This window comes from Dysgonomonas termitidis, assembly GCF_054657735.1.
The window spans coordinates 891,918-918,777 of sequence record NZ_BAAHYD010000003.1 but is presented as its reverse complement, the minus strand read 5'-3'; the positions used below and the strand labels follow the sequence as shown (position 1 = coordinate 918,777).

Annotated in this window: 15 protein-coding genes and 1 pseudogene; 6 read left to right on the top strand and 10 right to left on the bottom strand. The window is 41.6% G+C overall.

Annotated elements, in window-relative coordinates:
- The 3 genes from ACYQ3L_RS24845 (at position 1) to ACYQ3L_RS24835 (ending at position 6,767) form a co-directional block, all read left to right on the top strand.
- Complete coding sequence (locus ACYQ3L_RS24845) at positions 1 to 2,202, top strand: glycoside hydrolase family 97 protein (RefSeq protein WP_379996578.1); 2,202 nt, start codon at positions 1 to 3, stop codon at positions 2,200 to 2,202.
- Positions 2,203 to 3,529: 1,327 nt separating this feature from the next.
- Complete coding sequence (locus tag ACYQ3L_RS24840; RefSeq protein WP_379996580.1) at positions 3,530 to 5,176, top strand: ATP-binding cassette domain-containing protein; 1,647 nt, start codon at positions 3,530 to 3,532, stop codon at positions 5,174 to 5,176.
- A complete protein-coding gene (locus ACYQ3L_RS24835; RefSeq protein ID WP_379996582.1) occupies positions 5,169 to 6,767 on the top strand; it encodes an ATP-binding cassette domain-containing protein in 1,599 nt (532 codons plus the stop codon). The genes ACYQ3L_RS24840 and ACYQ3L_RS24835 overlap by 8 nt, the downstream gene beginning before the upstream one ends.
- Positions 6,768 to 6,895: 128 nt before the next feature.
- Here ACYQ3L_RS24835 and ACYQ3L_RS24830 read toward each other — a convergent pair whose 3' ends face one another.
- The 4 genes from ACYQ3L_RS24830 to ACYQ3L_RS24815 all read right to left on the bottom strand — a co-directional run bounded on the left by ACYQ3L_RS24830 (position 6,896) and on the right by ACYQ3L_RS24815 (position 13,473).
- Positions 6,896 to 7,573, bottom strand: a complete 678-nt coding sequence (locus ACYQ3L_RS24830) for a DUF3823 domain-containing protein (protein ID WP_379996584.1) — start codon at positions 7,571 to 7,573, stop codon at positions 6,896 to 6,898.
- Between the two features lie 18 nt (positions 7,574 to 7,591).
- A complete protein-coding gene (locus ACYQ3L_RS24825) occupies positions 7,592 to 9,421 on the bottom strand; it encodes a RagB/SusD family nutrient uptake outer membrane protein (protein ID WP_379996586.1) in 1,830 nt (609 codons plus the stop codon).
- Positions 9,422 to 9,427: 6 nt separating this feature from the next.
- Entirely contained in the window at positions 9,428 to 12,640 is a 3,213-nt protein-coding gene (locus tag ACYQ3L_RS24820; RefSeq protein ID WP_379996588.1) for a SusC/RagA family TonB-linked outer membrane protein, read from the bottom strand.
- A 710-nt stretch (positions 12,641 to 13,350) separates the two neighbouring features.
- Positions 13,351 to 13,473 (bottom strand): hypothetical protein, encoded by a 123-nt coding sequence (locus ACYQ3L_RS24815; RefSeq protein ID WP_459952493.1) that lies wholly within the window; start codon positions 13,471 to 13,473, stop codon positions 13,351 to 13,353.
- A gap of 1,006 nt (positions 13,474 to 14,479) precedes the next feature.
- On the opposite strand from ACYQ3L_RS24815, the gene ACYQ3L_RS24810 reads away from it, so the two are divergent.
- A complete protein-coding gene (locus ACYQ3L_RS24810) occupies positions 14,480 to 15,793 on the top strand; it encodes a sigma-54-dependent transcriptional regulator (RefSeq protein WP_379994213.1) in 1,314 nt (437 codons plus the stop codon).
- 1 nt (position 15,794) lies between these two features.
- On the opposite strand, the gene ACYQ3L_RS24805 is transcribed toward ACYQ3L_RS24810, so the two are convergent.
- Complete coding sequence (locus tag ACYQ3L_RS24805; protein ID WP_379994212.1) at positions 15,795 to 18,158, bottom strand: hybrid sensor histidine kinase/response regulator; 2,364 nt, start codon at positions 18,156 to 18,158, stop codon at positions 15,795 to 15,797.
- A 270-nt stretch (positions 18,159 to 18,428) separates the two neighbouring features.
- On the opposite strand from ACYQ3L_RS24805, the gene ACYQ3L_RS24800 reads away from it, so the two are divergent.
- Positions 18,429 to 18,764, top strand: coding sequence for a hypothetical protein (locus tag ACYQ3L_RS24800; RefSeq protein WP_379994211.1), 336 nt, complete (start codon positions 18,429 to 18,431; stop codon positions 18,762 to 18,764).
- Positions 18,765 to 19,019: 255 nt separating this feature from the next.
- On the opposite strand, the pseudogene ACYQ3L_RS24795 reads toward ACYQ3L_RS24800, so the two are convergent.
- The 3 genes and pseudogenes from ACYQ3L_RS24795 to ACYQ3L_RS24785 form a co-directional block, all read right to left on the bottom strand.
- Positions 19,020 to 19,175 (bottom strand): annotated as a pseudogene (locus ACYQ3L_RS24795) (transposase); the annotation flags it as partial.
- Positions 19,176 to 19,512: 337 nt separating this feature from the next.
- Complete coding sequence (locus ACYQ3L_RS24790) at positions 19,513 to 23,220, bottom strand: hypothetical protein (protein WP_379994210.1); 3,708 nt, start codon at positions 23,218 to 23,220, stop codon at positions 19,513 to 19,515.
- Between the two features lie 82 nt (positions 23,221 to 23,302).
- Complete coding sequence (locus ACYQ3L_RS24785; protein WP_379994209.1) at positions 23,303 to 24,019, bottom strand: hypothetical protein; 717 nt, start codon at positions 24,017 to 24,019, stop codon at positions 23,303 to 23,305.
- Between the two features lie 675 nt (positions 24,020 to 24,694).
- Here ACYQ3L_RS24785 and ACYQ3L_RS24780 point away from each other — a divergent pair.
- Positions 24,695 to 24,901 (top strand): LytTR family transcriptional regulator DNA-binding domain-containing protein, encoded by a 207-nt coding sequence (locus ACYQ3L_RS24780; RefSeq protein WP_379994208.1) that lies wholly within the window; start codon positions 24,695 to 24,697, stop codon positions 24,899 to 24,901.
- A 450-nt stretch (positions 24,902 to 25,351) separates the two neighbouring features.
- On the opposite strand, the gene ACYQ3L_RS24775 is transcribed toward ACYQ3L_RS24780, so the two are convergent.
- Both ACYQ3L_RS24775 and ACYQ3L_RS24770 read right to left on the bottom strand, forming a co-directional pair.
- The gene (locus tag ACYQ3L_RS24775) at positions 25,352 to 26,461 is read right to left on the bottom strand and encodes a type II toxin-antitoxin system HipA family toxin (RefSeq protein ID WP_379994207.1); all 1,110 of its coding nucleotides are present in this window, start codon (positions 26,459 to 26,461) and stop codon (positions 25,352 to 25,354) included.
- Entirely contained in the window at positions 26,445 to 26,774 is a 330-nt protein-coding gene (locus ACYQ3L_RS24770; RefSeq protein ID WP_379994205.1) for a helix-turn-helix domain-containing protein, read from the bottom strand. The genes ACYQ3L_RS24775 and ACYQ3L_RS24770 overlap by 17 nt, the downstream gene beginning before the upstream one ends.
- Between the last annotated feature and the right edge of the window lie 86 nt (positions 26,775 to 26,860).

The window sequence follows — 26,860 nt, the reverse complement described above, 5'->3', positions numbered from 1 at the left end:
ATGAAGAAAACACTTATACTATTGGGCGTTTGCTTAATAGCGGGAATAGCTTTTGCTCAGGAATTAAGGTCTCCGGACGGGAATTTGGTTATGAGATTTTCCATACAGGATGGGGGAATACCTACTTATCAACTTGATTACAAAGGTAAAGCTGTTATCAAACCGAGTAAATTAGGGCTTGAATTAACAGGGAGTACTACCAAAGTAGAATTCGGAGCCGAAATGGATATAAAATCCGAAAACAAAGACCCGAAGACATCATTATACGATAATTTCGAGTTAGCCGGCACGGAAACAGCTGCTTTTGACGAAACATGGCAGCCCGTATGGGGTGAAACCAAAGACATCCGTAACCATTATAACGAGCTGGCGGTCACTCTCAACCAAAAAGGGACAGACAGGCAGATGGTAGTACGCTTCCGTTTATTTAATGAAGGATTAGGTTTCAGATACGAATTTCCGCAACAAAAGAACCTGATTTACTTTGTCATCAAGGAAGAACGTACCCAGTTTGCCATGACCGGAGACCACACAGCGTACTGGATACCCGGAGATTACGACACGCAGGAATATGATTTTACAACATCCCGGCTGTCGGAAATAAGGGGATTGATGAAGGGAGCTATTACTCCTAACGCGTCACAGACTCCTTTTTCCCCTACAGGTGTACAGACTGCATTACAGATGAAAACAGATGACGGTATCTACATTAATCTGCATGAGGCGGCACTAATAAATTATGCCTGTATGCACCTGAATCTGGATGACAGGAATTTTGTATTCGAATCGTGGTTAACTCCGGATGCCGGCGGCACAAAAGGCCATATGCAGGCTCCGTGCAATACCCCCTGGCGCACAATCATAGTAAGCGACGACGCAAGGGATATTTTGGCTTCCAATATCACCCTCAATCTGAATGAGCCCTGTAAAATAAAGGACACGTCATGGATCAAGCCTGTTAAGTACGTAGGTGTATGGTGGGAAATGATTACCGGAAAAAGTGAATGGTCATATACCTACGATCTGCCGGGTGTACAGCTGGGGATAACTGATTATTCGAAGGTAAAGCCTCACGGAAAACATGGCGCAACTACCGAAAATGTAAAGAAATATATTGATTTTGCGGCTGAAAATGGGTTCGACGCCGTATTGGTCGAAGGCTGGAATGTAGGCTGGGAAGACTGGTTCGGAAATTCTAAAGACTATGTTTTCGACTTTCTTACCCCCTACCCCGATTTCGACCTGAAAGGAATACGTGATTATGCCAAAAGCAAGGGCGTGAAGATGATGATGCATCATGAAACTTCAGCTTCAATCCGTAACTATGAACGCCATCTGGATGCTGCATATAAATTTATGAACGAAAACGGGTACACATCGGTGAAGTCCGGCTATGTAGGTAATATAATCCCACGAGGAGAGTATCACTACAGCCAATGGTTAAACAATCATTACCAATATGCTATAGAGAAAGCCGCAGAACATAAAATCATGGTAAACGCACATGAAGCGACCCGGCCTACAGGACTTTCCCGTACATGGCCTAACCTGATAGGCAACGAGTCGGCCCGGGGTACAGAATATCAGGCTTTTGGCGGCAGCAAGCCTAGCCATGTGACAGTACTTCCCTTTACCCGCCTTATCGGCGGCCCTATGGATTATACACCGGGGATCTTCGAAATGGACATCGAAAAAATCAATCCAAACAATAAGTCACATGTAAACAGTACTCTGGCCAATCAGCTGGCACTGTATGTAACGATGTATAGCCCCTTGCAGATGGCGGCCGACTTTCCGGAACACTACGGACGTTTTACCGACGCCTTCCGGTTCATAAAGGATGTGGCACTGGACTGGGACGACAGCAGGTACCTCGAAGCAGAACCGGGAGAGTATGTAACAGTCGCCCGTAAAGCCAAAGGAACAGGCAATTGGTTTGTAGGAAACGTGGCAGGGGAAAATGGATTTTCTTCTAACATCGTTTTTGATTTTCTCGATGAAGGAAAACAGTATGTCGCAACTATTTATTCTGATGCAAAGGACGCCCATTACAAAACCAATCCCCAGGCTTATGAGATAAGAAGAGCTATCATTACAAATAAATCCCGGCTGAAACAATACTCCGCGCCGGGAGGAGGTTACGCGATAAGTATTGTTCCTGTAACAGATAAAAAACAGTTGAGCGGATTAAAGAAGCTCTAACAGATCCGGTTAACAATTAAACCTGAATTTATAGATCCCCAAGTCTTTCGGCTTAGGGATTTATTGCTTTGTAAAGCCCTGTATTTAACTCCCGGATCTGAGACACCGTCTGCCATCTCCTTCACTGGAGTATCCCGGCCTCTTCTATGCCTTATATACCCGCATTGCCTTTTAGTACAAGGGCATTTACACGATTGCTAAATTGATTACATATTTGCATCAATAAGGCAAACACGCGAAATTAAATATTTTTGAAAAAGTTTATCTATATATGTAGATATTAGTTCTTTGAAATATTGATTAAAGCAGTTACGAGTTACTTCACCCTTCGGGCAGTTACGAGTTACAAGTTGGCTGGCGTTTTGTTTTGTTTCACGCAAAGACGCAAAGGCGCAAAGTTCTACATCTTACGAGTTGTTGACTGATGACTGTAAATACTGTTACCTTTGTTACCTTTTTGGAGAAAGATACGAGAGAAAGGTTGTTAACTACTCTCTGACGGGATGCTTCGTTTCCCTCAGCATGACAGACCACGATACTGTTTACTGATGGCTGTTTACTGTTAACTGATATATCTGTTACCTTTGTTACCTTTTGGGAGAGAGTGTGTCAAAAGTAATTTTTGCTTTCTGTTTACATACACTACGCTCCTGTGACCGTTGGTTGTCATGTTGAACGGAGTGAATTGCAAATCGCCGAAGCGAAGGCGAGGCAAACATCTCGTTTTTGGAGGGTCGGGATTCTTCATTGCATTCAGAAACAACGTTCGGCAGAGCGAAGCGGGCGTTATTTTCTGCTGTCATCCTGAGTGAAACGAAGGATCTCCTTCGATTTAGGAGATGTTTCACTTCGTTCAACATGACAAAGAGGATATAAGAATCTGCAAGGAAAAGAATTAGCTCCGCTGACCGTTGGTTCTTAATTTTTCATTCTTAATTCTTAATTGTTTTCCGTGTTACCTTTGTTACCTTTTAATAGTTACAAGTTACTTCGCCTTTCGGGTAGTTACGAGAAAGGCATTGTTAACTGATAACTGTTTACTGATAACTGAAAAGTTACCTTTTAATTATATATAGTTAACAAATACAAAAATCGCGAGATAAAGACAGAAAAAAAAGTGTCAGATATGTCAGTTTTTAACATTAAGAAATTAATAAAAGTTAATTTAACTAATAATTATAACAGCCAATTTCTGACGCGTTTCCCCTGTTACGGCAATGATTATTTTAAATAAATAATTATCTTTGTTATCAATAGAGTAAAACCACTTAGTTCATTTAATATCCACACATTTTCATGTAATGGAAATCAAAATCATAGACAATCAATGATCTCAAATCAGGAAAATGCCTCCCGCTGGCTGGGTAAAAAAATAGCCGAGGCGAAAGGGGCATATATTTCAGCTTCGTTATTTACGGTTTTAAGCGCGGGATGTTTTGTTGTTTTTTGCTGGTACCTGTCGGAATTCGCCGCTTTGTGGCTGAACGACGGACAGCTTCGGCCTAACACCCTGCTGTTGGCGCTGGTATTTCTCACAGGCAGATATATTTTTGCCCATTTCGCATCGTTGTTTAATTATAAGGCCGGAAATATCATCGTTTCCAGGGTCAGGAAAAAACTTTATCCGATATTGCTTAACAATAATCAATCCGACTCCGTATCGAGTACCTTATTCGTTACCCGGATAAGCGAAGACCTAAAACCCTTTTACGCTTTTTTCATCCCTTACGCGATGGCGTCGCTTCTGGTGAGCGGGATGCTTCTGGCAGTCAGTTTCTGGATGGAAAAGTGGGTTGGTATCGTGCTTTTGGTTTCATTAGTGGTCATCCCACTGCAAATGATCGTTATCGGCGTGGGTGCGGAAGCTCTTCATAAAAAACACATCAATCTTTTCCTGAAATATTCAGCAGTTTTTTACAACCGTCTCCAGACTATCGCCGAAATTGTCAATTTAGACAACTTCAAACCGCAATACCGTTTCCTGTCAGGGAAAAGCAAGGAGTTGAACAAAGCGACTACCAATGTGATGCGCGTAGCCATTCTGTCATCGGCAGTACTGGAGTTTTTTGTTACAATCTGTATCGCTATCATTGCTATCTATTTGGGGATGAGCCTACTTGGTATTATGACAGGACCCAATTACGGAAAAGGTTACGATTTTCGTACCGCATTATTTTTGCTCACTATTTCGCCATATTTCTTCTTTTACCTGCGAAAATTCGTGAGCGCCTATCACGACCGGAACAAAGCTCTGGCATCGGCAAAATTGCTGATACCCCTACTGAACGAAGATACAGATATGCCTCCGGCTGATGTGAAGGAAGAGTTTGGCTCTTTTGAGATCAATGACCTGAACTTTGCTTATCCCGATTCTCCGGTAAAAGTTCTGCATAACATCCATCTGAAATTACCTGCGAAAGGGCTGGTACTGGTGAAAGGTATTTCGGGTTCGGGGAAATCTACACTACTGAAAATATGTGCCGGAAGCCTGCCTGCACAAGACGGTACAGTTTCGGTAAACGGGAAAGACAATGCATGGTCGAAACAATGGTTGAAAGTGAACTCGTCGTATATGAATCAGTTTCCTTTCATCTTCGACGGAACGTTGCAATACAATGTTTTCCTCGATAAGGAAGCGGGTGGAAATAACCGTTATCCTGAATTTTTAGACAAAATTCTTGCCAAGAAAGAAGATGGTTGGCAAACCGCGTTAAGCCACAACGGTAAACAGCTATCAGGCGGGGAAAAACAGTTGGTTACGCTTGCACGCATGATGCTGCATCCTAAGCCAATAGCCATTCTGGATGAGCCTACGGCAAATCTGGACGCCGATACGGCAGAAGTTATTCTTTCGCAAATTGTAAAGTTGTCAGAAAATCAGCTGCTCATTGTAGCATCACATGAGAAAATGTTCGATGCTGTCGCTGATACAATCGTGAATTTAAACTGGGGAGAACAAATGAATTATGAATAAATTTATAGTAAAATATATATTACAGCCCTTAGCGGGAAAATGGTTGCGGGGCTTTTTCCTGTTGCTCCTCTGGACGGTGGCATTCATAGCCCTTCCTGCTATCTCCGGATGGTTTCTGGCTATTTGTAGCGTAGTATTCATTACTGCAAACACTACATTCTCATATCTGGTTCCGTCAGCTATTATCCGTTTATCGGCACTGTTCCGGACGGCTATGAGGTATTTCGAGCGGTTAGAAAACCACAAAACCACACTAGACGCCCAGCAAAGCCTGCAATTGAAAATATTCCAGTCGGTAGCCAAATTTCCCTATTTCAGGAAACAGGTCAACAACAATTCGGCGCTGCTCGAAAACAGCACACACGGTATAGACCAGATACTGAACCATATTCTTCTGTGGATACTGCCGTTTACCGCGCTCATACTCTCACTCAGCATCTACTTTTTCTTCCTTGCCGTATTCTCACATACCATAGCCATAGAATTTCTGGTTTCATCCGCTATTCTTCTATTTATTGTCCCTCAATTAATTTTCAGGAAAAACAGAAAACTTTACGGGGAACTGAAAGTGCATCGCGAGGGTAACAATCAGGCTCTCATTGAGAGCTTCAGGGGCCGGATAGAAATCTCGAAATACGGGATGGAAGGGAAGGCTATCGCACAATACGAACATAGATTGTTACAACTCGAACAGTTGGAAGAGAAACTGCAAATCAATTCGTTCTGGCTGCAACTGATTGCCGGACTGGGATTTAGTTACATTGCCGCATCCTTACTCTGGGATTCACACAATTACGATATAGATGCACCGGTAGCTATCGGAATTTTCTTCGGTATCATGGCGCAGGCCGAATTGGCAGAAATGCTTTTTTCGGGAAAATCTGAAAAAAGTGCGGTTGCACGCCAGATCAAAGATGTGGACACAATTATCAAACAAGGAGAACAGCCTGTGGAAACGGTGGAAATTCATTCCGGCATGGAAAGTCTGAACTTAAAGAATTTCAGTGCAAAAATACCTGAAACATCCGTGCGTACCAGCGAAGTGTCGTTAGAGATAAGAAAAGGTGAATGGATTGCGATCTTCGGTGAAACAGGGAAAGGAAAAACCACACTCCTCAACAGTCTTTTTCACCCCGAATATCGCCTGAGCGGCTCACTAACGTGGAACGATGATACGGAATTGCCGCGCCTGCCTGTTCCCGAATGCATTTATGTTACCCAGAAAGCTTATTTACTTACCGGAACACTGCGTGAAAATTTTGAGGGTTACCCCGATGAAGCGATTGAACAGGTATTGGAAACCGTCGATCTGGAAAGTTGGCGTTTGTCGCTTCCCGATGGACTGGCTAGCTGGCTGGGTGAAAACGGCGAGATATTGAGCGGCGGACAACGAAAAAAATTGCTGCTGGCACAGGCTTTGCTCAAAAAACCGCAACTGTTGGTCGTAGATGAACCCACGGCCGGTATAAGCTCCGAGAACGCGATTGCCATTTTCCGGAATATCAGACACCGACATCCCAATATTTCCATTCTGATGGCTACGCACCTGAAAGATTTTGAATATGTAGCCGATAAAGTGATAAGGCTTTAGGGCTCAAATTTACAGGGAGTAAAAAAGCTCCGGAGGGAAAAAGCACGAAATCTTGCGGCTTCCCGGTTCATACATAATAAAAGAGGAGCCGGAAAGGCATTTGAATACCTTTCCGGCTACAATATAAATTATTTCAGATGAAATACAGGAGAATATATTCCCTGATCGGCACCGGCAGTCCAAACGCAAATGCGGCCAAAAAGAGTAGCAGCATTATTTGCCTCATCGTTTATATCGAATGAATAGGAAAGAGAGCCTGTTTTAGCGTCAGCACCAGTGTAATCGATGCGGTCTATCCTGATATCATCGTCTACAAACTGAGTCCTGTTCACCAATAGTAAAATACGCTCTATCTGGCGGTTCGTCACAATTTGGTTGACAGTGAAAGTAGCAGTCACCTTTTTGCCTGATAGTTTCATATCGGCATTGGTTATTGTGAAATAAGGGGTTACCTCCATATTTTGCACAGTATTACCCTTGACAGTAATGTATGTGGTATCGCGTGAATTGACCCAAGGGCCATTGTTATCACGGGTCACCATCTTGTATTCTCCGTCAAACAATCTGGCGGAGAAAGAGCCGTCCTGGGTTACGAATACTTCAATAGGTGTATAATTCTGGTATCCACCCTGATATAGCTGCAAACGTACCCTTTCATTCGTGCCCCGCACCTGTATTGGTTCGCCTTTGTAAACGACTTTGCCGGCTAATAGAGATTCAGGGGCATCGTAGTTGTCTGTTCCGCAAGAAGTAAGTAAAAAGAAGAACAGCACTGCCTGTAAAATTATTGAAAATGATATCTTCATTTTAATCATATTATTTAATTATTGATAAGGATTCTTCTTCAATTTCGGATTTTTATTTATCCAACCTTGATCTATATCTGCATAGTAGTTCCGATCTTCAAAGTGCATATTGTTCGGGTATAGAAAGTTCATATTGACTTCTTCGAAGAACCACTTTCCATTGTTAGGATCGCCGGGAGCTACTACCAGGTAAGGATATAACCCTCTGCGCTTAGCTGTTTCGGCCTGCCTGTTCCATAACTTATCAGCCAGACGCCAGCGCTTCATGTCCCAGTAGCGTTGATCTTCGAATGCGAATTCTACGCGCCTTTCGTGAACGATGTTGTCGAATGTTACAGTAGCTAATGGTTTTACACCAGCACGTTCGCGTACCTTATTGATGTATGGCAGGGCATCATCAGCCTTATTGGTCTCTACCAGTGCTTCGGCGGCAATCAGATAGGCTTCAGCCATACGGAAGTATGTACTCCATGTGTCAGAACCGGTGAAAGTTGATGCTGATGGATTTTCATCAAGAAACTTAAGGATGGTAAATCCGGTCTTATTTACGTTTATATCGTTAGACATTATAGGTCCGTTGACAGAAGTTACCAGTTTCCCATTTGCATCTTTATCTCCCATATTGTCGAAGGACGCCGCAACCTTTCTCCAACTGCTTCCGTCTTTTACCAACTGTCCGGCTTGTAAAACGATCTCCGCTCCGCCGAAGAAAGAACCCGGATATAAGACAGTACCTCCCAGACGGGGATCTCTGGCTTCGAAAAGTTCGGTAGGCGTATTATAAAATACGGGGCTTGCAATAGTTCCGATATTGAACTTCGCACCTTGTCCGGGAGTTGCCGTATCAACAGGTTCAAATTCTTCAACCAGATTTAATAATACGGACAAATAGCATGATGTGGCTTCACCGGCAATAGAGCGTGGAATACAGTCCTTAGTATAATAATGTTTACTGTTAGGTACCAGATAGTCGCGTGACCATATTACCTCGGTATTGTTTGATTTCACACTGACTGCTTCGAAGAAATTCCGCGCTTTGTTGTCGTTCTTTCTTGCCTGCAATACATACGGACTGTTTTTCACCACATCGTCGGCAGCAGCAAACGCTTTCTGGTAATATGCAGAAGCTTTACCGGCATCGATACCTACAATACCACCCTCGACTGTCAGATTGGGATGAGTTACATTATATTTTGCCAAAGAACCTGCATATAAAGCGGCACGGGCTTCAAGCATTTTAGCTGTCCATTTATTGGCACGGGCCGAGTTCACATTGGTGGTTACAGGCAATGCACCGGCTATTTCGTTACATTCCTGAATGATGTAATCATATATCCCGGCTTCCGAAGAGCGAGGCAACTGCATCGTTGTAATATCCATGCCGGGAGTATAATCGAACACTTGATCTCCTACAATAGGCATTCCACCCAAACTGCGGGCTGTACAGAAATAACACCATGCGCGGAGGAAACGGGCTTCGGCGATCAATGGTTTCTTTTCATCTTCGCTTAAGACCGCGGTTGCTTTAATACCTTCCAGAAACTGGTTGATATTCCGAATTAGTGTATAGTCATATACCCTCCACCAATTGCGGTCAAAAGAATTAATCTCGTCCCTGTTGTGGCGGACGGCTTCGTCCAGAAACGAAAAATCATTTACTGCTCCGCCGGTATTCTGCCCCCATGTAACGCGTCCATAGAAGTTGGCCAGTGTGGTTTTTATAAGCTTGGGATCGCTGAAAACCTGGTCATTATTTAAAATTTTGTCCGGCTCCTCATCCAGGAACCCAGAGCAGCCTGTCAGTGATACAAACAGTAGTGTTGCTATCAGTATTATATATTTCTTCATGATTTCTTAAAACTTAAGATTTACACCTATATTAATTACGCGCATGGTAGGGTATCCCAAACCGTTGTCATCCTGTTGCTCGGGATCAATACCTTGTACATTGCTCAGGGCAAACAAATTGCTTCCTGCTACATATAAACGCAGACTGCTGATGTTTACTTTCGAGACAAGACTTTTAGGGAATGTGTATCCGAATTCCAGATTTCTTAATTTCAAATACTTGACATTTTTCTTCCAGAATGTACTTCCCCAATAGGTATTATCTCCGTTACGGTCTTTGAGTGCCATCGGATATTTTCCGGGAATAAGCGGACTTTTCGCATCCCATATATCAGATAAACTCCAGCTGTCTTCTAATAAGAATTGAGGGCTGTTACCGTTGTTCTGGAAAGCCCGCGCCTGCTCCCATTGTTGAAAATAAGTAGAGAATAACGATCCGGAAAAGTCGACGGCAAAGTCAAAGCCTTTCCAGGCTGCTCCCAGATTGATACCATAGTTGAATACAGGAGTTGCATCCTGGCGATAACCTATCGGACGTTCGTCCATACCATTGATTACTCCGTCTCCATTCATGTCCTTATATTTTACATCACCGGGCATAACGGTTCTGTTTCCCTGGCGGTCGTTATCGATAGGATAACCTGCTATTTCTTCCCAACTTTGGAACTGCCCGATGGCTTCTAATCCCCAGTTCAGATATCCGTAACGTTTTACGATACTGTTCCGGTATTTATCCCATGAGTTTCCTCTGCGGTCGTCGTAGCGTTCCCAGTCATAAAAGCGAGCGTATGTAGCATTAACTCCGACATTATAGGCGAAATCGTTCACATTGTCGCGCCAGCTTATCATACCGTCTACACCTTTGTGTGCATTAGAGTTCAGATTTTCGTACGGTACATCGAATCCTGCTTCGGAAGGAATTACAACATCCCACCTACGTTCCGGAATGCCTGTTTGTATGCGGCTAAAGTAGCTTACCTCTGCTCTTAACCGGTTGTTAAGGAATCCGGCATCAAAACCGACGTCCAGTATCTTCGCTTCCAGCCATGATAAGGTTTTTACAGGGAGTCCGCGGGCTTCCGAGCCTTTAATATACTGGCCGTCGAGAACAGCGCCTCCTCTGTCAAAATTATAACCTGACATATAGTCGAATGCACTGTAATTAGGGGTATCATCATTACCAACCAGACCATATGAACCGCGAATTTTCAGATAATCGAAAAATCCGGAGATTTTGCTTTCTTTCCAGAAGTCTTCTTCCGAGATTCTCCAACCTACAGAGGCTGAAGGGAAGAATCCCCAACGGTCGTTAGGCGGAAACTTCCATGAACCATCGTAACGGCCGGAAAGTTCCACAAGATATTTTTCCGCGAAGTTGTAGTTGACTCTACCAACCCATCCCATCCGGGCCTGAGGCTGATCCAGCGATTCGGTAAACTCTTTTATCTCATTCAGGTAAATATTTTCCATATTATTGGCAATAGGAGTAGACACCACCCTTGTGTGAGGATTTTTACGCTTGATAGTTTCCAATCCGGCAACAGCATCCAATGAATGTTGTCCGAATTTTTTCTCGTATGCCAACTGGACATTCGACGTCATTTCCGTTACTTCTTCATGTACACGTTCACGGTATGGCGTATTCATGGTATAGTCCACCAGATATTCGTCGGTTTGCTTGTCATACCTGAATAGGTCGTATGTATATTCGTGGTTATTGAACAATTTATTGGCGTAATAGTAGCTCACCAAAGCCTTAGCTTTCAATCCCTTGATTATTTCGTACTCGGCATTGGCATTTACCTGCATAACACGCCAGTCCTCAGTCATTTTACCCGATTTGTCGTAACTCAGAATAGCAAAATTCACCTGCTTGTCATCCGATGTAACCTGCGGATAATTAGGGTTGCCGTTAGCATAAGGACCTACTGTCGGTATGTTTCTCAATACGGCGAAACGCGGTAACCAATAGTCGTCTCCTCCCGGTACACCCGGATTGACACGTGACTCGAGACGCCCGTTAAAACCTGCACCTATTTTGAGCTTGTCAGTTACCTGAACATCCAGATTCATCTGGGCGTTGGTACGTTTAAATCCGCCATAGTTGCGGACAGTCGCATCCTGGTTCAGATGGCCGACAGATACATAATAATTTGACTTTTCCGACCCTCCGCTCACATTCATATCCACATACGATTGCGGTGCAGAACCCCAGATATAATCCTGCCAGTTGAAGCTCTGGTATCCAGGCTCCGTGCCTGCCATCCATTTGCCATACTCTTCGCGGGTATATCTGCGTTGGTCTTCTCTCATGCGGCCCTGCGAGATGAGCATGGTTTCTGATTGTACATACTTGGTTACATATGTTTTTGCGTCAGCAGGTTCTGCAAACTTAAAGTTGCTTTGCCATCCGTAATATCCGTTAACGGATACGGTATTCTTCGTATTTCTTCTACCTCTTTTGGTTGTTACCACGACAACCCCGTTGGCTGCCCGCACCCCGTAAATAGAGGCGGAAGCATCTTTCAATACCGAAATGCTCTCGATATCGTTGAAGTTGATGTTGTTAAACTGCCCTCCGTCGGACTGGATACCATCGATTACATACAGCGGATTACCCATGTTACGGATGCTGATTTGAGTGCTTCCTCCGGGACGTCCGTCTGTCTGGCGGGTATTCAATCCCGGGATTTTTCCGACCAAGGCTCCCGAAACCGTGCTGGCAGACGACCTTTCGATGTCTTTGGAACCGATAGTCGAGATAGCTCCGGTAAGAGTCGCTTTCTTCTGGGACAAACCGAAACCGGTTACTATAATTTCATCCAGAGACTGCGTGTCCTCCTTCATCTCCACCTTTATATTGTTTGTATTGGCTACACTTACAGATTGTGTTACAAACCCAAGATAAGATATTTCCAGAACCGCATTTGTATTTACCTCTAATGTAAAATCACCGTTTACTCCGGTTATTGTTCCGTTTTGCGTGCCTTTTTCTTTGATAGTTGCACCGATAACAGGTTCTCCTGTAGCATCAACTACAATCCCCGTTACACTTTTCTTTTCCTGCTGGAAAACGTTAGTTTGCAATAGGGCTTCTGAACTTTTCGCATAGGTATTATTAGTACCCATAACAGAAGAGAGCATCGCAAATGATACCAGGCACAGCCCGATTTTCCATTTTCTGCTCTTCCAATTTAATGCATGCTTTTTTTTACTCATAATTAATTAAATTAAAGAATTAATATACTTGGCTATTTTTTGTCTTTTTCCATATACGAATGGCTTTCTCATAGAATATTTTTTTGTCTTTTATCATTACACTTGCAGATTGCCCGGACAAGGGCTGCAGAGGATACACCCGTCGCATTCCAAGGGCTGTTAGTAACTAACCCTGTCTATATTCAGGAGGAGGACCTGTCAATACGTTCTTTTTCATGTTTATCTATTTTTAGGAAGTATAAATAGTATTATTGAGAGCAGGAATCCGGAGAATGCAGATACCGGTACTATCCTGTTATTTTTTATTTTCCGGATTAACAAGATTTTGATTCATTCCTGATTATGTACTTATTTTATCTGTATCTTTTGTTATTAGTGTCAGCATGGAAGTAGAACTAAGTATCAGGCAAAAGATCGTAACCCTTTTTGTAAGAAGCTTTACAATGTCTTTCATAAATTAAGATGTTAATAATTATTACTTAAAAGGCTAAGAATAGAAAATGGCTCGGACATCAGCATGATTCGGTTATTTTCAGTATTAAATTCTTTCAGGAATAGGTTTTCTGGTAATTATTAATTGTTTTCAACGCAAAAAGCCTTATTCCGGGAACAGGATGTTCGCCGGAATAAGGCTTTTATATTTAAAAAGTAACAGGTGAATATTATCTAAAATATCCGTCCTGTTGTTTTTTATTCTTTTTTTATCTAAATTACATTCTCTCTCTCTCTCTCTCTCTCTCTCTCTCTCTCTCTCTCTCTCTCTCTCTCTCCTCTCTCTCTCTCTCTCTCTCTCTCTCTCTCTCTCTCTCTAGTAAAATACAGCTAACCGCCAAATTTTCAAAAGAAAAAATGGATTTTTTTATTGATCTATTTTGTGAGATTTTACACATTATATATAAATAAGAAGATTTAAGGTATATATCACGTTTAGATTAATTATAATTCTTTTTTGACACTTGTCTTTTTTTGCTCAAATATTGGAATCACAGGGTTAATTAATGGGTTAAAATTGGGTTAAAACACTAAAATAAACATTAACCCTGCCAATTTTAATTCCAATAATTAATGCGAATCAGTAGTTGAGGTGTTCTCATAAAGATACAACCTGCTATGAGTGTCATCAGCATTCATTATTTATTGTATCAGAGTGAAGCTGAAATCTGTGGGCCGGAATGCTCCGCAGATTTTTTTGCATATCCTGTGAAATATTTTACCGGAACTTTATCTATATATTGGCTGATAGCCGGAGCTCTTTGAAAGATTGATTAAAGCAGTTACGAGTTTGCCTCGCCTTCGCTTCGGCGAATGTTATTTCTTCGCCCTGCGGGCAGTTACGAGTTACAAGTTAGTTCACTGTTTACTGCTTACTGTTTACTGTTAACTGACATATCTGTTACCTTTTTGGAGAAAGATACGAGAGACAGGTTGTTAACTACTCTCTGACGGGATGCTTCGTTTCCCTCAGCATGACAGACCACGATACTGTTTACTGATGACTGTTTACTGTTAACTGATATATCTGTTACTTTTGTTACCTTTTATATAGTGTTCTTTGTGTAAACCTTTGTGTCCCTTGCGGTAAAGAGTTTTAACCACTAAGTACACGAAGGGGGCACAAAGGACACAAAGACTAAAAAAGACTGTTACCTTTTTTTAGTTATGAGTTGTTAACTGTTGACTGTTTAGGGCAAAAGCGGAGGAAACAATAAATATTCGTCATTATAGCCTGTAATGCGTCGATAAATATTTAATACTACTTAATTTAAAATAAAACCTTTTCCACTAAGGGAGAAAACGAATAATTTTGAATTAACTTCGCTTTATATCATATAATATCATATGGACTCAAAGGTTTTAATTGTTGAAGACGATAGTGCATTCGGAATACTTCTAAAGAAATGGTTTAGTAAAAACGGATTCGAAGCATTGGTCAGGTCTACTTTAGATGAGGCCAGAAAGGATCTGCTAAAGACAGATTTCAAATTGATCATGACAGACCTAAGGCTTCCCGATGGGGATGGTATTATGTTATTGACATGGATCAAGGAGAAGGGAATAAGTACTCCGGTTATTATAATGACCAGCTATGGAGAGGTCCAAAGCGCCGTTGCCGCCATTAAGTTAGGAGCATTCGACTATATGGAGAAACCCATAAATCCAGATATACTGAAATCCAAGATAAATGAAGCCCTAAATCATATTCCGGTCCAGGCCCCTAAAGAAAATGCCTCTACCGTAAATATCGTATATGGCAAAAACACTTTATCTAAAAAAATGTATGAGCATATCGAACTGGTTGCGCCGACACATCTATCCGTGCTTATAAGGGGCGAAAGCGGAACCGGAAAAGAATACACAGCAAGAATGATACATGACAGCAGCGACAGGCACCATGCTCCGTTTATAGCCGTGGACTGCGGTAGCTTATCCAGAGAGTTAGCCCCGAGCGAATTGTTCGGGCATCTGAAGGGGGCTTTTACTTCTGCCATTGCTGATAAGAAAGGTGTATTTGAACAGGCCGAAGGCGGCACTGTTTTTCTGGACGAGGTGGGAAACCTGTCATATGAGGTACAAGTCCAGTTATTAAGGGCCATACAGGAACGGAAGGTACGTCCGGTAGGCTCGGCCACGGACATAAAAGTAAATGTAAGAATGATCGTTGCAACGAATGAGAACCTGGAAACTGCGATATCAGAAGGACGTTTCCGGGAAGATTTATATCACAGGCTAAACGAATTTACCCTGATAGTCCCCCCTTTACGCGAGCGGGAAGAAGACATTGTACTTTTTGCAAACAGCTTTTTGGCAGATGCGAATAAAGAACTGGAACGGAATGTGGAAAAGTTCTCGGACGATAGCATGCATATATTGAAACAATATCACTGGCCCGGAAATTTACGCGAACTGAGAAATGTGATACGGAGGACTGTACTTTTTGCAAAAGGGACAGAGATTACACCTGATCTTTTGCCTGAATTTATTCAAAGTCCGGCACAGACTGAACAAATCTCTTTATCCCCCATAGATGAACGTGAACAAATCCTTAAAGCTCTGAAAATAACAAAAGGGAACAAGACCAAGGCCGCAAACCTGCTCAATATAGACAGGAAGACCCTTTACAACAAGATGCATCAATATGGCATGGATATTTAATTTAGTGAGATCTTAAATAGTCGTCCGTCCGGGCTGTTATCTGTTCTGCATACTCAATCAGTTCGAGTATATCATCTTCCCATCCGGGATATACCTGATCCTCTCCGGACCGCCGGGAATCTATCTTCTTAAATATATCCAGCTTTCCGGCCGCACCAACCTGTATAAACATCGGCTGCATCTTATGAGTAATAAACTGGACCCTTTTGAAATCACTATCGAGCAATGCAGAGCGAAGGCCGGCGACATTCTCTGTTGTAGATTGTACGAATGAAAGCAGAACCTCACGTAATGCTTCGGGATCTTCCTCCAGGATTTCGCCGAGCGAACCGAAATACGTAGACTTTCCTCCCAGCAACAGCTTCAGATCACTAATTTCTACAGGCTTTTTCAGATAGGCTTTAAACCCAAGTTTGAGGAAATCATCATAGTTAATATCTTCCCGTGCCGTGATTATCGTAACCGGTATATCTGCCCTATTGTATTTCATCCGGCTTAAAACATCAAGGCCACTAAATTCCTCCATTTCCATATCAGTCAGTATCTCATCATATTGGTCTATTCCCAATATCATGTTTTCGAACTCACTGATATTATTGCATGTGGAAGGGATATGGCCTAAAGCCAACAACATATCGCGGATAATTGCCAGATAATATATATCATCGTCTATCGCTAATATTTTTTTAGGGATGAAAGCTTCAGTCACAATACCCTTACTTACAGGGATGGATACTTCGGTTCTGGTTCCTTTTCCTTCTGCCGAAGCGACCTTTATGTTCCCCTGAAATAAATCGACCAGACCTTTAACAACATACATCCCAAAACCTGAACCTTCCGACAGATGAGAGCTTTCATCTATCCGGCTAAATGGCCGGAATATATCATCGATCCGGTTTTGAGGAATTCCTACGCCTGTATCTTCTATCATACAATATAGCCTGGAATCAGAATATTTTACATCGAACCTGATGGAGCCTTCTATCGTATATTTAATCGAATTAGACAGGATATTTATAAGTATTTGCTTAATCTTCAGAGAATCCGATGACAATACCAGATTCTTATCAAAATCGAACAAATGAGATATCGTGAGGCTTTTCTGATTAGCAAGAGGAACGAACATGTCCACAGTCTCTTTACATAGGTCATATAAATTGAAGTTACGATTGGATATACTGGATGTGCCTTGTTCGATACTCGAAAATTCGAGTAAGTTAGCTAAAAGGGCTAAGATATATTTTCCAGAATCTTTCATCGTCCGGACTTGATAAGGCAGGAATTGCTTTGCCGTTTCTTTCAGTTCCAAAGTTCCGAGAATAGAATTAAGAGGTGTTTTAATATCATGTGAAACAGACAGCAGTAATCTATGACGACTATCCATTATTTGCTTGATCCTTACATTCGCCCTTTCTACATTCTGGCGCAGCCTGTAACTTTTGTTTACATCACTTATTATAAGCAATATAAAGATGAAGATCAAAATAAGGGCGACAGCACTGCTAATAATAGAATAGGTATTATTATTGCGGATCAATTGTTCTGTATTTTGTATCTCATCTAACCGGGTTTGGACAGTCTGACTATATAATTCAATTAGTAACGTTGTGATTTCAGAAGATATTTCCTGATCTGCTACAATAAGATTGTTTAAATTCCTTTCGATGGTAATGATCCTATTTACATAGTCATCTTTGGCCTGCTCTGCGATCTCCGTAACTTCAGATACGATATGCAGGGTATCGCTTTTGGGCAAGGTTAATGTATCCAGCTTAGACGTAGTAATTGCCGTTACTGTATCCGTACCTTTAGACGGAGAAAACAATTCCGACAATTTTTTCCAAAACCCCTTTTTAGAACCTGAATGGATTATAGTATCCTGTACTGTTGTGGTGACTAAGACGGTGTCTCTTTTAACGACCGGGTCCATGTCTTTTAGAATTTCATTAATCGATTCTATAGGATTCTTATTGCTAAACTGGCGATTCAGATTTGATACGATCTTACCCTTTTTAATCAAAAGCCAATTAATTTGTTGTAGTTTCTCGTTTTGCAGAGGATTCACATAGCTTAGGGAATCCATCAATTGTTCCACTGTATTCAGGCTTTCATTGAAAAGGCGGAAATGCTTTGTTTGCTTTGTAGATACATAGAGATTTAGTTCCGACTGGGATACGTTTACCGCATTAATCAATTTATTCAAAAAGGAGAGTTCTCGATAGTATTGTTCAATATTCCTTTTTTGGTCATCAATATCATCTCCCATTTTGTAGATATAGATAAGCATTCCACTGCAAATAACAGCAACAATTACATATATTAATACGGCTTTAAATCTTATATTCTTTTCGGGAGTTTCCAGCATCTTCTTATTTTTCTATGTGTACTATATATAAAACGAACAAATAACTATTCTATTTGGTTTTCCACAGTTCTATGTGTGTATTTTTTCCACAGTTCCACATTATCACCATTTAACCAAAGTAGAGCTCCATAAAACCAAAACAATAATAATCAACCAGTTACAATACACAAATCAAGTACATATCTTTTTGGCATAACTATTGTTTATTTAATAACGTAACTGAAGTTTACACATTTTGATGCTCATAATAATAATTAAAAAATTAAAGAGATGAAAAAAATGAAATTAATGATGTTGGCCATTGCGATAGTTTTTGGAACATCAGCTTTTGCAAATGTACAAAGTTCGTCAAGTGAAAATAACGCAACAGTTGCGATTAGCCAGACAAACGATGACGGATATGTAGAAGTAAAATTGGAAGATTTAAACGAGAAAGTTCAGGCAGCGATAAAAGGGTATACCGAATCGTATGATGTTTCAGCCCTCGGATACAATGCTGACAAGAAACTTACAAGAGTAACTCTATCTTCAAAGGCAGACCAAAGTATCAAAGTTGTGATACTGGACGATGAAGGTAAAGAATATGTAGAAGCTACTGCTGAATAAATATACCCAAATTTGATCAAGGCAACTTCACTAGGCCACAGGGGAATACTCAATGTATTCCCCTCCTCTTGTTTACTGACTGTCAAGAAGAAAAAGCTCCCGTAAAGATCTAATTTACAGAAACAATATATATTTTGCATCTTAAATTAGTGAAACTGATAAGCATCAGTTTAAGATCTATGGTGATCGGGAAGAAAATTCTCTATATAATATACAGCCTTATATAATTGCATAAAGAATATGTACCTGGAGAAATTCGCGGGTATAGTTCTTATACAATAATAGGTAAGCCGCCCATTCATCTGTCATTATATGGGTTCCATTTTTTACAACTTTTTGTATGATTGGCTCTAATGTCTTACGCTTGGCATTTGGTACAGAAGTAATTTTTAATTTTCCCTTACATTGTACCCGTTTTCACAGAAAACTGTCTTTTACAATGCGAACATTTCATTCATTTGCTAATCTGCTCATCCGCTTATTCACAAATTTACTATACCATTCTTTCAAAGAGCTAACGGCTAATAGCTTACTACATAGATAAAGTTTTCAATTACCAATTCGCATTCACTTTATTATTCTTTTGGCAGTAAAATATATACTCCCTATACCACTGGGGTCATAGGGAGTATACGATGAAATACTATCTTACTTACTTGGTTTACTATAACAAGACGGAATTTATACCTTCAGTACCAGAGTCTTCACTTCTCTTAGCAGCCTTTCAACAGCTTGTTATACCTGCCCCTTATCTGTCTAGCCGAAGCCTGATATGAGGGTTTATAGGGATAACTTTAGGTGGGGCTTTGATACCGATACCGACCAGTTGCAGGTTTATGCTGTTTTCATCGACCGTGAAAGTGAAGACAGCCTGTGTATTATCGGGTTCTATCTGTCTCTGCGGGATATCATTGACCCAAACAGGCGTATTGTTCACTAATTCGGAGCGGGTGCCGGGTGTAACATCAGTGATATGCCACTTTGAAGGGTCGCTGTTGGTGATCCTAACTGTGTAATTACCCTCCCGCAGGAAGTAGTACAAGTTGCCGGCCACACTGCGGAAAGTGCCGTCGCCGACTATTTCCATTTCGGGGCTGCCGATTATTCCCGTACCCAGAAGCATTGTCTTATAGGAACCTGTAAACTGAGATAAAAATGTGCTATTGTCTTCGCCTGCATCCAGTTTCCCATTGCGGTTCTCGTCGTAGAAAAATTTGCCTAATACCCCGGCCATAGCTGTCTCGGCTGCTATTACCGAGCCGTAAAGCCATGTACCTGAGCCATCTGCTTCACGCCAGCCTTTCTGGTAGCTGCGCCAGAAATTCAGGGTGCCCAGTACGGAGCCATCCTCCAACGAGATGCGGAAAGTGGTTTCTCCCTTGCTGCCGGAATCGCCCACCTTGGCGATATCTTGCGAGGCGATGAACTTCAACATGGTAACCTCTTCCAGAGTGTGTCCGGCAGCCAACAAGTTGGTATATGTATCCCACTGCGGCTTTACCGGAACCCAGCTGTCATCTATACCTCCCTCGGTGAATTCGGTGATAGCTCCCGTATCTATACTGTAGTAGGTGGTGAAGCCGGGGAGCACCACTTCTTCCTCCAGTATGGCCGTCCATTCGGGCTCATGAGGGGCCAGGCCTGGTTCCGATAAATGCGCATCCTGCAGCACCGTATTATAGAATAAATGATCATAATTGATGCCTATCTTTGGTATGGGCAGATAGATTTCCGACCCCGGATAATAAACATCGGCGGAAGTATTCTCATACCCTATACGGATTTCGGCATCGTGGTCGCCGGTTACGGTTGCTATAGAAACGTCGGTACCATTGTAGGAATAAAAGTCCTCTGTATTATCATTATTACCATCAGCGTTATTATCAATAAATACACGTATACCCAACGATACATTCAGTCCCGGATCTTGCACCACCGGTATTCCGGGGCTAATGTTGTTCACATTCCCGGCTATCGCTATTCCGTAGGAGGAGGTTTTTCCTGTCCAGTTATTTACGTCGGGTCCCGTAAACCCGCTTGTGCTGGCGGTAAGGGCAGACCGACCGAGATCGATATTTACTATATCCGCCATAGAAACGGAGGGATAGGCCGCCGAAGCGAGGCTGACATAAGCCATAAAGCGCAAGGTAAAGTAATTCTGGCCTCCGTAACGGTCGGATAAAGTTCCTGTATAATCTTCGTTTTGTGCATTGCGGGCTATAATATCGTACTTGTTGTTGACCTGTATGCGGTAGCTTGTCCATCGTATGCCATCGACAATTTGGGTTTTCGGTGTTCCCGTTACCGATGCGGGAACAAAAACAGGGCCATTCCTGCCTGCCGCCGAAAGTACCTGCAACGAGGCAGGGTCGAGGCCTATCCCTTCAGGCAAATTTATATAGAACGTAGGGTCTGTGATCTCATTAGAGTGCATGCTGTTTGACCAGGAATCGCCGGTGTTGGAGTTGACATCAAAATATATAGGATCGCCGGGAAAGAAAGATCCTCCTTTCTGATCGCCGGCCGGCAGGGTATATGTTTCCATCGAAGGATATCCCTCATGGGATGCGGAAACCTCTATTGTTCCCATCCCGGATGTTGTCCAGCCGATACTGGTATGGCTGGTAGCGGTCTGTGGCAGATTACTCATCACACCGTCGGGGGTGTCGGAGCTTATCGTCAGCGTTACATCCCCTTCTTGCCCGTTTATAAACTTTCCGTAATATACAGTTTGTCCGGTGGTACGATTGTTTGTGAAGTTGGCTACCTGTAATGTTTCCTGTACAATAGTCAGGTTGACCAGGTATTCATTATCCGCCAGCCCCAGCATTACAGGAGTAATCCTTGCCGAACCGTATACATATCCTTGCATGGTTCCGGTATAGTTCACAGTCCTACCAGCGCTGGTAAGGCCTGTAGCGCTTACGTTATAGTCCGTCGTGTTACTTCCCCCGCAGGGTATCTTTACTCCCCGTACCTGTGGCGAGGCTGGGAAAGTAAACTCATATTTCATGTTTTCCGCTACAGTCGGCCCATTATTCGCTATACTGAACTTTCCTACAGCCCAGTCGTAGGGAAAGTCTTGATCCTCATTCAGGTCGCGCCTGACTAAATTCTGCCCGGTCAGGCTAATGTCGATTTGCGGACGCACAGGTGTACGGTATGTGTTTACGGCATTTTTAAGCTTAGTATCACTATCTGCAACCACCATAGAATAGGTATATTGTGTGCCGTCGCCAACCAGTGAGCCGGTAGTAATGGATGTACGGGGTGTAAAATCGATGGGTACATCCCATTTGTTGTTTACCCCGTCTATTTCTGCCGTCCAGAATATCTCCAGGGCTGTACCTGTACTGGCATGTGCCCATTGACCTTTGCTGAAAGTAAAGGTTATTTCGTGTGCGGCGGTATTGTTGCTTACTTTAATATGCCCGTTGTTGAACGAACCCTCGGTAGAAGTACCCGGGTTCAATAGCCATACCCGACTGATATTAAAACCCTTGTAAGTAACCCCTTCTCTGTAGGGAATAGTGATAACGACTTCGTCGACATAGGGTGTCTCAAGTCCCATGCCCGAGTTGTAACTCGAAAAAGTCCATCCTGTATTGAAATCGGCAGTTCCCTTGTTAGGGTCTGTAGAATCAACGACGCCCTCTACCTTTCCGGAGTGCCCGTTATTGGCGCCTGAAATGCTGGTAGTTGCAATATAGGGAATGACAAGCTGGCTTATGTGCGCTTTTACATGGTTGGAAAGTTCAGATGTACCGCTTATCATATCCACTGTAATATCCGGTAAGGTATGGCTGGTAAACAGAGTTGCATCATAAGAGACTTCTATAGAGCCTGTGGCCAGAGCCGGGTCGGTATGCGGTACGAGCGGCATATCGATGGCCAGGGTAAGGGTGAGGACAATACGGTCGCAATTGGAGTTGAATGTATAAACCACCTTGCCATCGTAAGGGCGGATATTCTCCTCTTTTGTGTTAGTATTGTACGGACTCCTATCTCTATAGGTGGTGTATCCCGTAATTACCTGATCGGCGAAAGGTGTACCGTCTCTGGCAGTCAGTAAACTACTCGCTATCATGCTTTGTCTGTCACCCGGAAGGCTGAGCTGTGTGACACCATCGATAGCGTCGGTGCCCGATTTGACGGAGTATTCCTTTATCATATACCCGCGCGGAATATCGACCATTATCTCGCGCGTTTTCACAGAGCCCGGTAATGCAAAATCAGCCGTGATCTGCATCTGCACATTACCCGACTTATTGTTCATCTCTGCCTGGTGAGGCGTAGGCAGGGAATCGACGTTCGTCCAGATGGTACCGTCGCCCCATTTTACCGTCAGCGCATCCTGAGCATGCAGTACGGAGCTGAAACTACATACGGTGCACAGCAAGGTAAGCAGTGAAATTTTGAAAACAGTATATGTAGTTTTGTTGTTTTGATTTGTCATAATTCAATATTTTAGAGTGGTAAGCAGTAAGCAGATGGCAGAATCAAAGATTTACCAGTAGACTACCGACCGTTGCTAATCGCTATTTTACCACAAAAATGACATTGATATAGCTACTTTCCGGGATATTGGTGGAAAGTATCTCGTAAGTCATTTCCCCAGACGCATCGATATCTGTAATTTTCAATACGTCTGAAGGAGAATATGCCGTAACTATATAGTCGAGCTCACTACTACTATAAATCTTCGGCTGTACCTGAGTGAGTGCACTATTGGAAGACACGAACTGAATGTCGTTACTGTCACTTTTGGTGAATTGATTCACATATTCGTTATAAAGATTTACGCTCTGGGTGCCGACTGTCGAAACATCTAGATTGAACGACGGCATGTAGAACCATTTTGGGCTATTGGAATCCTGTACCTTTACCCAAGTGGCTCCGTCCCAGATATATTGCCCCTCGTCGAAATCGTTTGTGGTAGAAAGGTTGTAAACCAGCAGTCCGGTCAGTTTTTCTTTCAGATTGGGATTTGCAGTAATTTCTGCATCTGTAATGAAAGGCAGTAGCTTGCTTGCATCTACAAGATTGACACGCGGCAACAGCAGCCCGCCTCCGGAACCGGAGGTGAGTCCTGTGGTCGGTCCGCCGTTTGTAGATGAATCATCACTTTTCAGGTCGAGCAGTGCGCCCTTGATTGGTTCTTTATCTGCACCCACGGTTACCTGTGCATTAATGGTCACGGACAAGCAGATAAGGAAGACGAATGTTGTTATTAGTCTTTTAAATTTCAGTTTCATAATTCGTTTGTTTGTTACGATTTTCTGTAAAGCATTTGTTTTAGTCACATCATTTTTTTTAAAATTATAAAAAATGCAGCAATTCTTCCATACACCTTTTGTATCGGGTATGGATGTAAGTTTGTAATAAGGTTGGATATTATTTATCCTATTAATCCATTTTGTTTATATAATTTCTTACAGGCGTTGTCGCCGTTTTCCGGATTTGTAATCTTTGTTGTTATATTACAAAAGCTTATATACGCCTCCATTATTTGTCTTCCCGTCTGCTTCGATTATCATTTCGTCATTATAGTTTCTAACGGATTATCTCCTGTTTTTATTTTTTTTAACAAAAAAACTGTATCTTCTACAGGCGGCTATTATTAACCGGATATTGTATAGTTACATTTTATATTTTGCATAAATACACGCAACTATCATATTATCAGAAGATAAAATATAGATCTCAATGCTGTTTTCTGTCTGATTTTCATTATATAATTGAATTCTATTTGCAATTGCAAGTTATCTTTAAAATTTTATATAGATTTTATAGATTTCCGCCATTATGTTTTACATTTTCTCCCGGACATGTTAAAAAAAATCAATAATAGTGTACGGAATGAATGCTTTTATCAAGTTTAAATATCCGACTATCAGCTATTTGTTTTTTCGCAATTAGTATCTATTTCCATGTCCGAAACACACAATTATATTATGAGTAACGATTTTATTCGTATTCACCGAGGATATGTTATCAATCTTAATTACGTGGAGTCTATCGTAGGGAATACTATCAAAATGTTCAGCGGCGAATGGCTACCTATTGGACGGAAATTTCGGAAAACCGTAAATAAATCATTCCCGTTTGCCGTAACAAGAAGCCAGAAATACGAGTAAATATTGCTGTTCGGAGAACGGAATTCTTATTAGAAAAACATATTTCGCCCAAAATGTAAGGGAGCCGTTTTTTACCACTTTGTAGAAAATAAAAATCCTGAAATTCAATGAATTTCAGGATTTTACTTCATTTTACTTATTCTCTTTGTGGAGCTGGAGGGAACGTATCCCCTACTCTATCCCCCCTATAAATGAATATTTTAAAATTCTGAAATTTTGACTGTCCCCGAATTTAGCAGTGCCTGATTCCGCAAAACTAACTGAACATCATACAATTACAAATATATATATTTCTGTGAACAAAACAAAACTTTTAGAACATTGTTTTTCAGCAGATTATAGACAATAATTTGAAAAGCACTCCTTTTTTTCGGAGGGAACTGTATTTTGAGGGCTACAGATAAAGCTCTTTTACAGCAAAAAATTGTGGATTTTCTTGTTATTTTCTGCTTAAGAACGGCTAAATCTTTGGGATAAAATCGACTCACATTTATTTGCTATAAAATCAATGATTTCCATTCCTTTTTTACGAGGGATGCGAATACTCTCTCCAACGATCAGCATATCCTCTATTATAGGAGAACCACTATTGTTTACAGAGGTAGCATGCTCTCCATTATACCCTTCCCGGCTTAGGGTTAAGTCGTATGCGGGTGACAAAGACCATTTCCCTGCACGACAGATAAAACTGAAATTTTTAGCATGGTCGTCTTTATTATCCGTAAGGACATTAAAAACCATCCGACGGAACATTTCATCTACTTGTTCCGGATTCTGTGTCAGAAAACCGGTTAAATGAAGTAATATTTTATAGTCTAATTTAGGATTGTGAATAGACTCGTTGAGCAAAGCTCCTGCAGTAGCAATATGTAAACGTTTATCATTCTCCAGATCAAACCGCTTGCTTGCAAAATATTTTCCTTGCAGAAGTTTGAAGTCTGATACTTCAATACCGCACATACGGGCTATTTCATTATAACGGAATTCCATTTCCCCCATGTTCTTGGGGTCATATGTATTCCGGAATTTCACTAACCAGGCTCCCTCTTCATCCCGGTATAAACATTTCGGTCGACAACCTCCCGAGTTCCCGCTATTAAAATAGAGTACATCTGCACCATCATCCGTCTTTTCTGACAAGATATCAAGAGCCAGCTGTTGCAAATAGTCCAATTCAGGTAAAGTTTTTTCTTTTCCAACTAAAGATTCAGGTATATAGGATAAGGCTCCCATACCGGATGTCCCTACAATACTCAACCGCTGAAGCGGGGTAAGTGTACTGTCATCTATTCCTTGATTTTTCAGCAATCTATTCAGTAAATAGCGTCCGTATCCATCTGGAAGACTATCTTCAAATATGCCGAAATTACCCCAGAATGGTTCTGGTTTGGCAATAAACAAGTCTGATTTTAAAGGTAGTTCTATAGGAGATATAGAAAACCCGGATAATAGCCAACTCTTATCATATTGAAATGCGCATAGCCGATTATCCGGAGTCATCATTAACTCACCAACCTTCTGCTCTCTGTATTGAACTGATAATTTATTTACCTGTTTCATTCCGCCGTCCTCTTTTTCGCCGTTTATTCTGGTTTATAAGTTCAAGCTCTTCCATCGTATTGTAGATAGGTTGAGACAAGAGCTCTTTGATATCTTTAGCATAACCTAAAGCCTTGGTTAAAGCTATATACGAAGCTAAAGAAATCGTATATTTCTGCTCAAATTTAGCAATCGTAGCAGCAGGGATACCACTTATCTCAGAAAGGGTATTTCTTGATAACCCTTTTTCTAAGCGACGATTTTGAAGATTTTGTGCTAAAACTTTCTGAATATCTTCTACTGAATCAATATCAAAATTATACAACAAATACATACTATAATATCTATTAATGATAGAATACAAAGATAATAAATACTATAGTAAATTTTATTAAAATATTAAATATGAGATAAAAATTA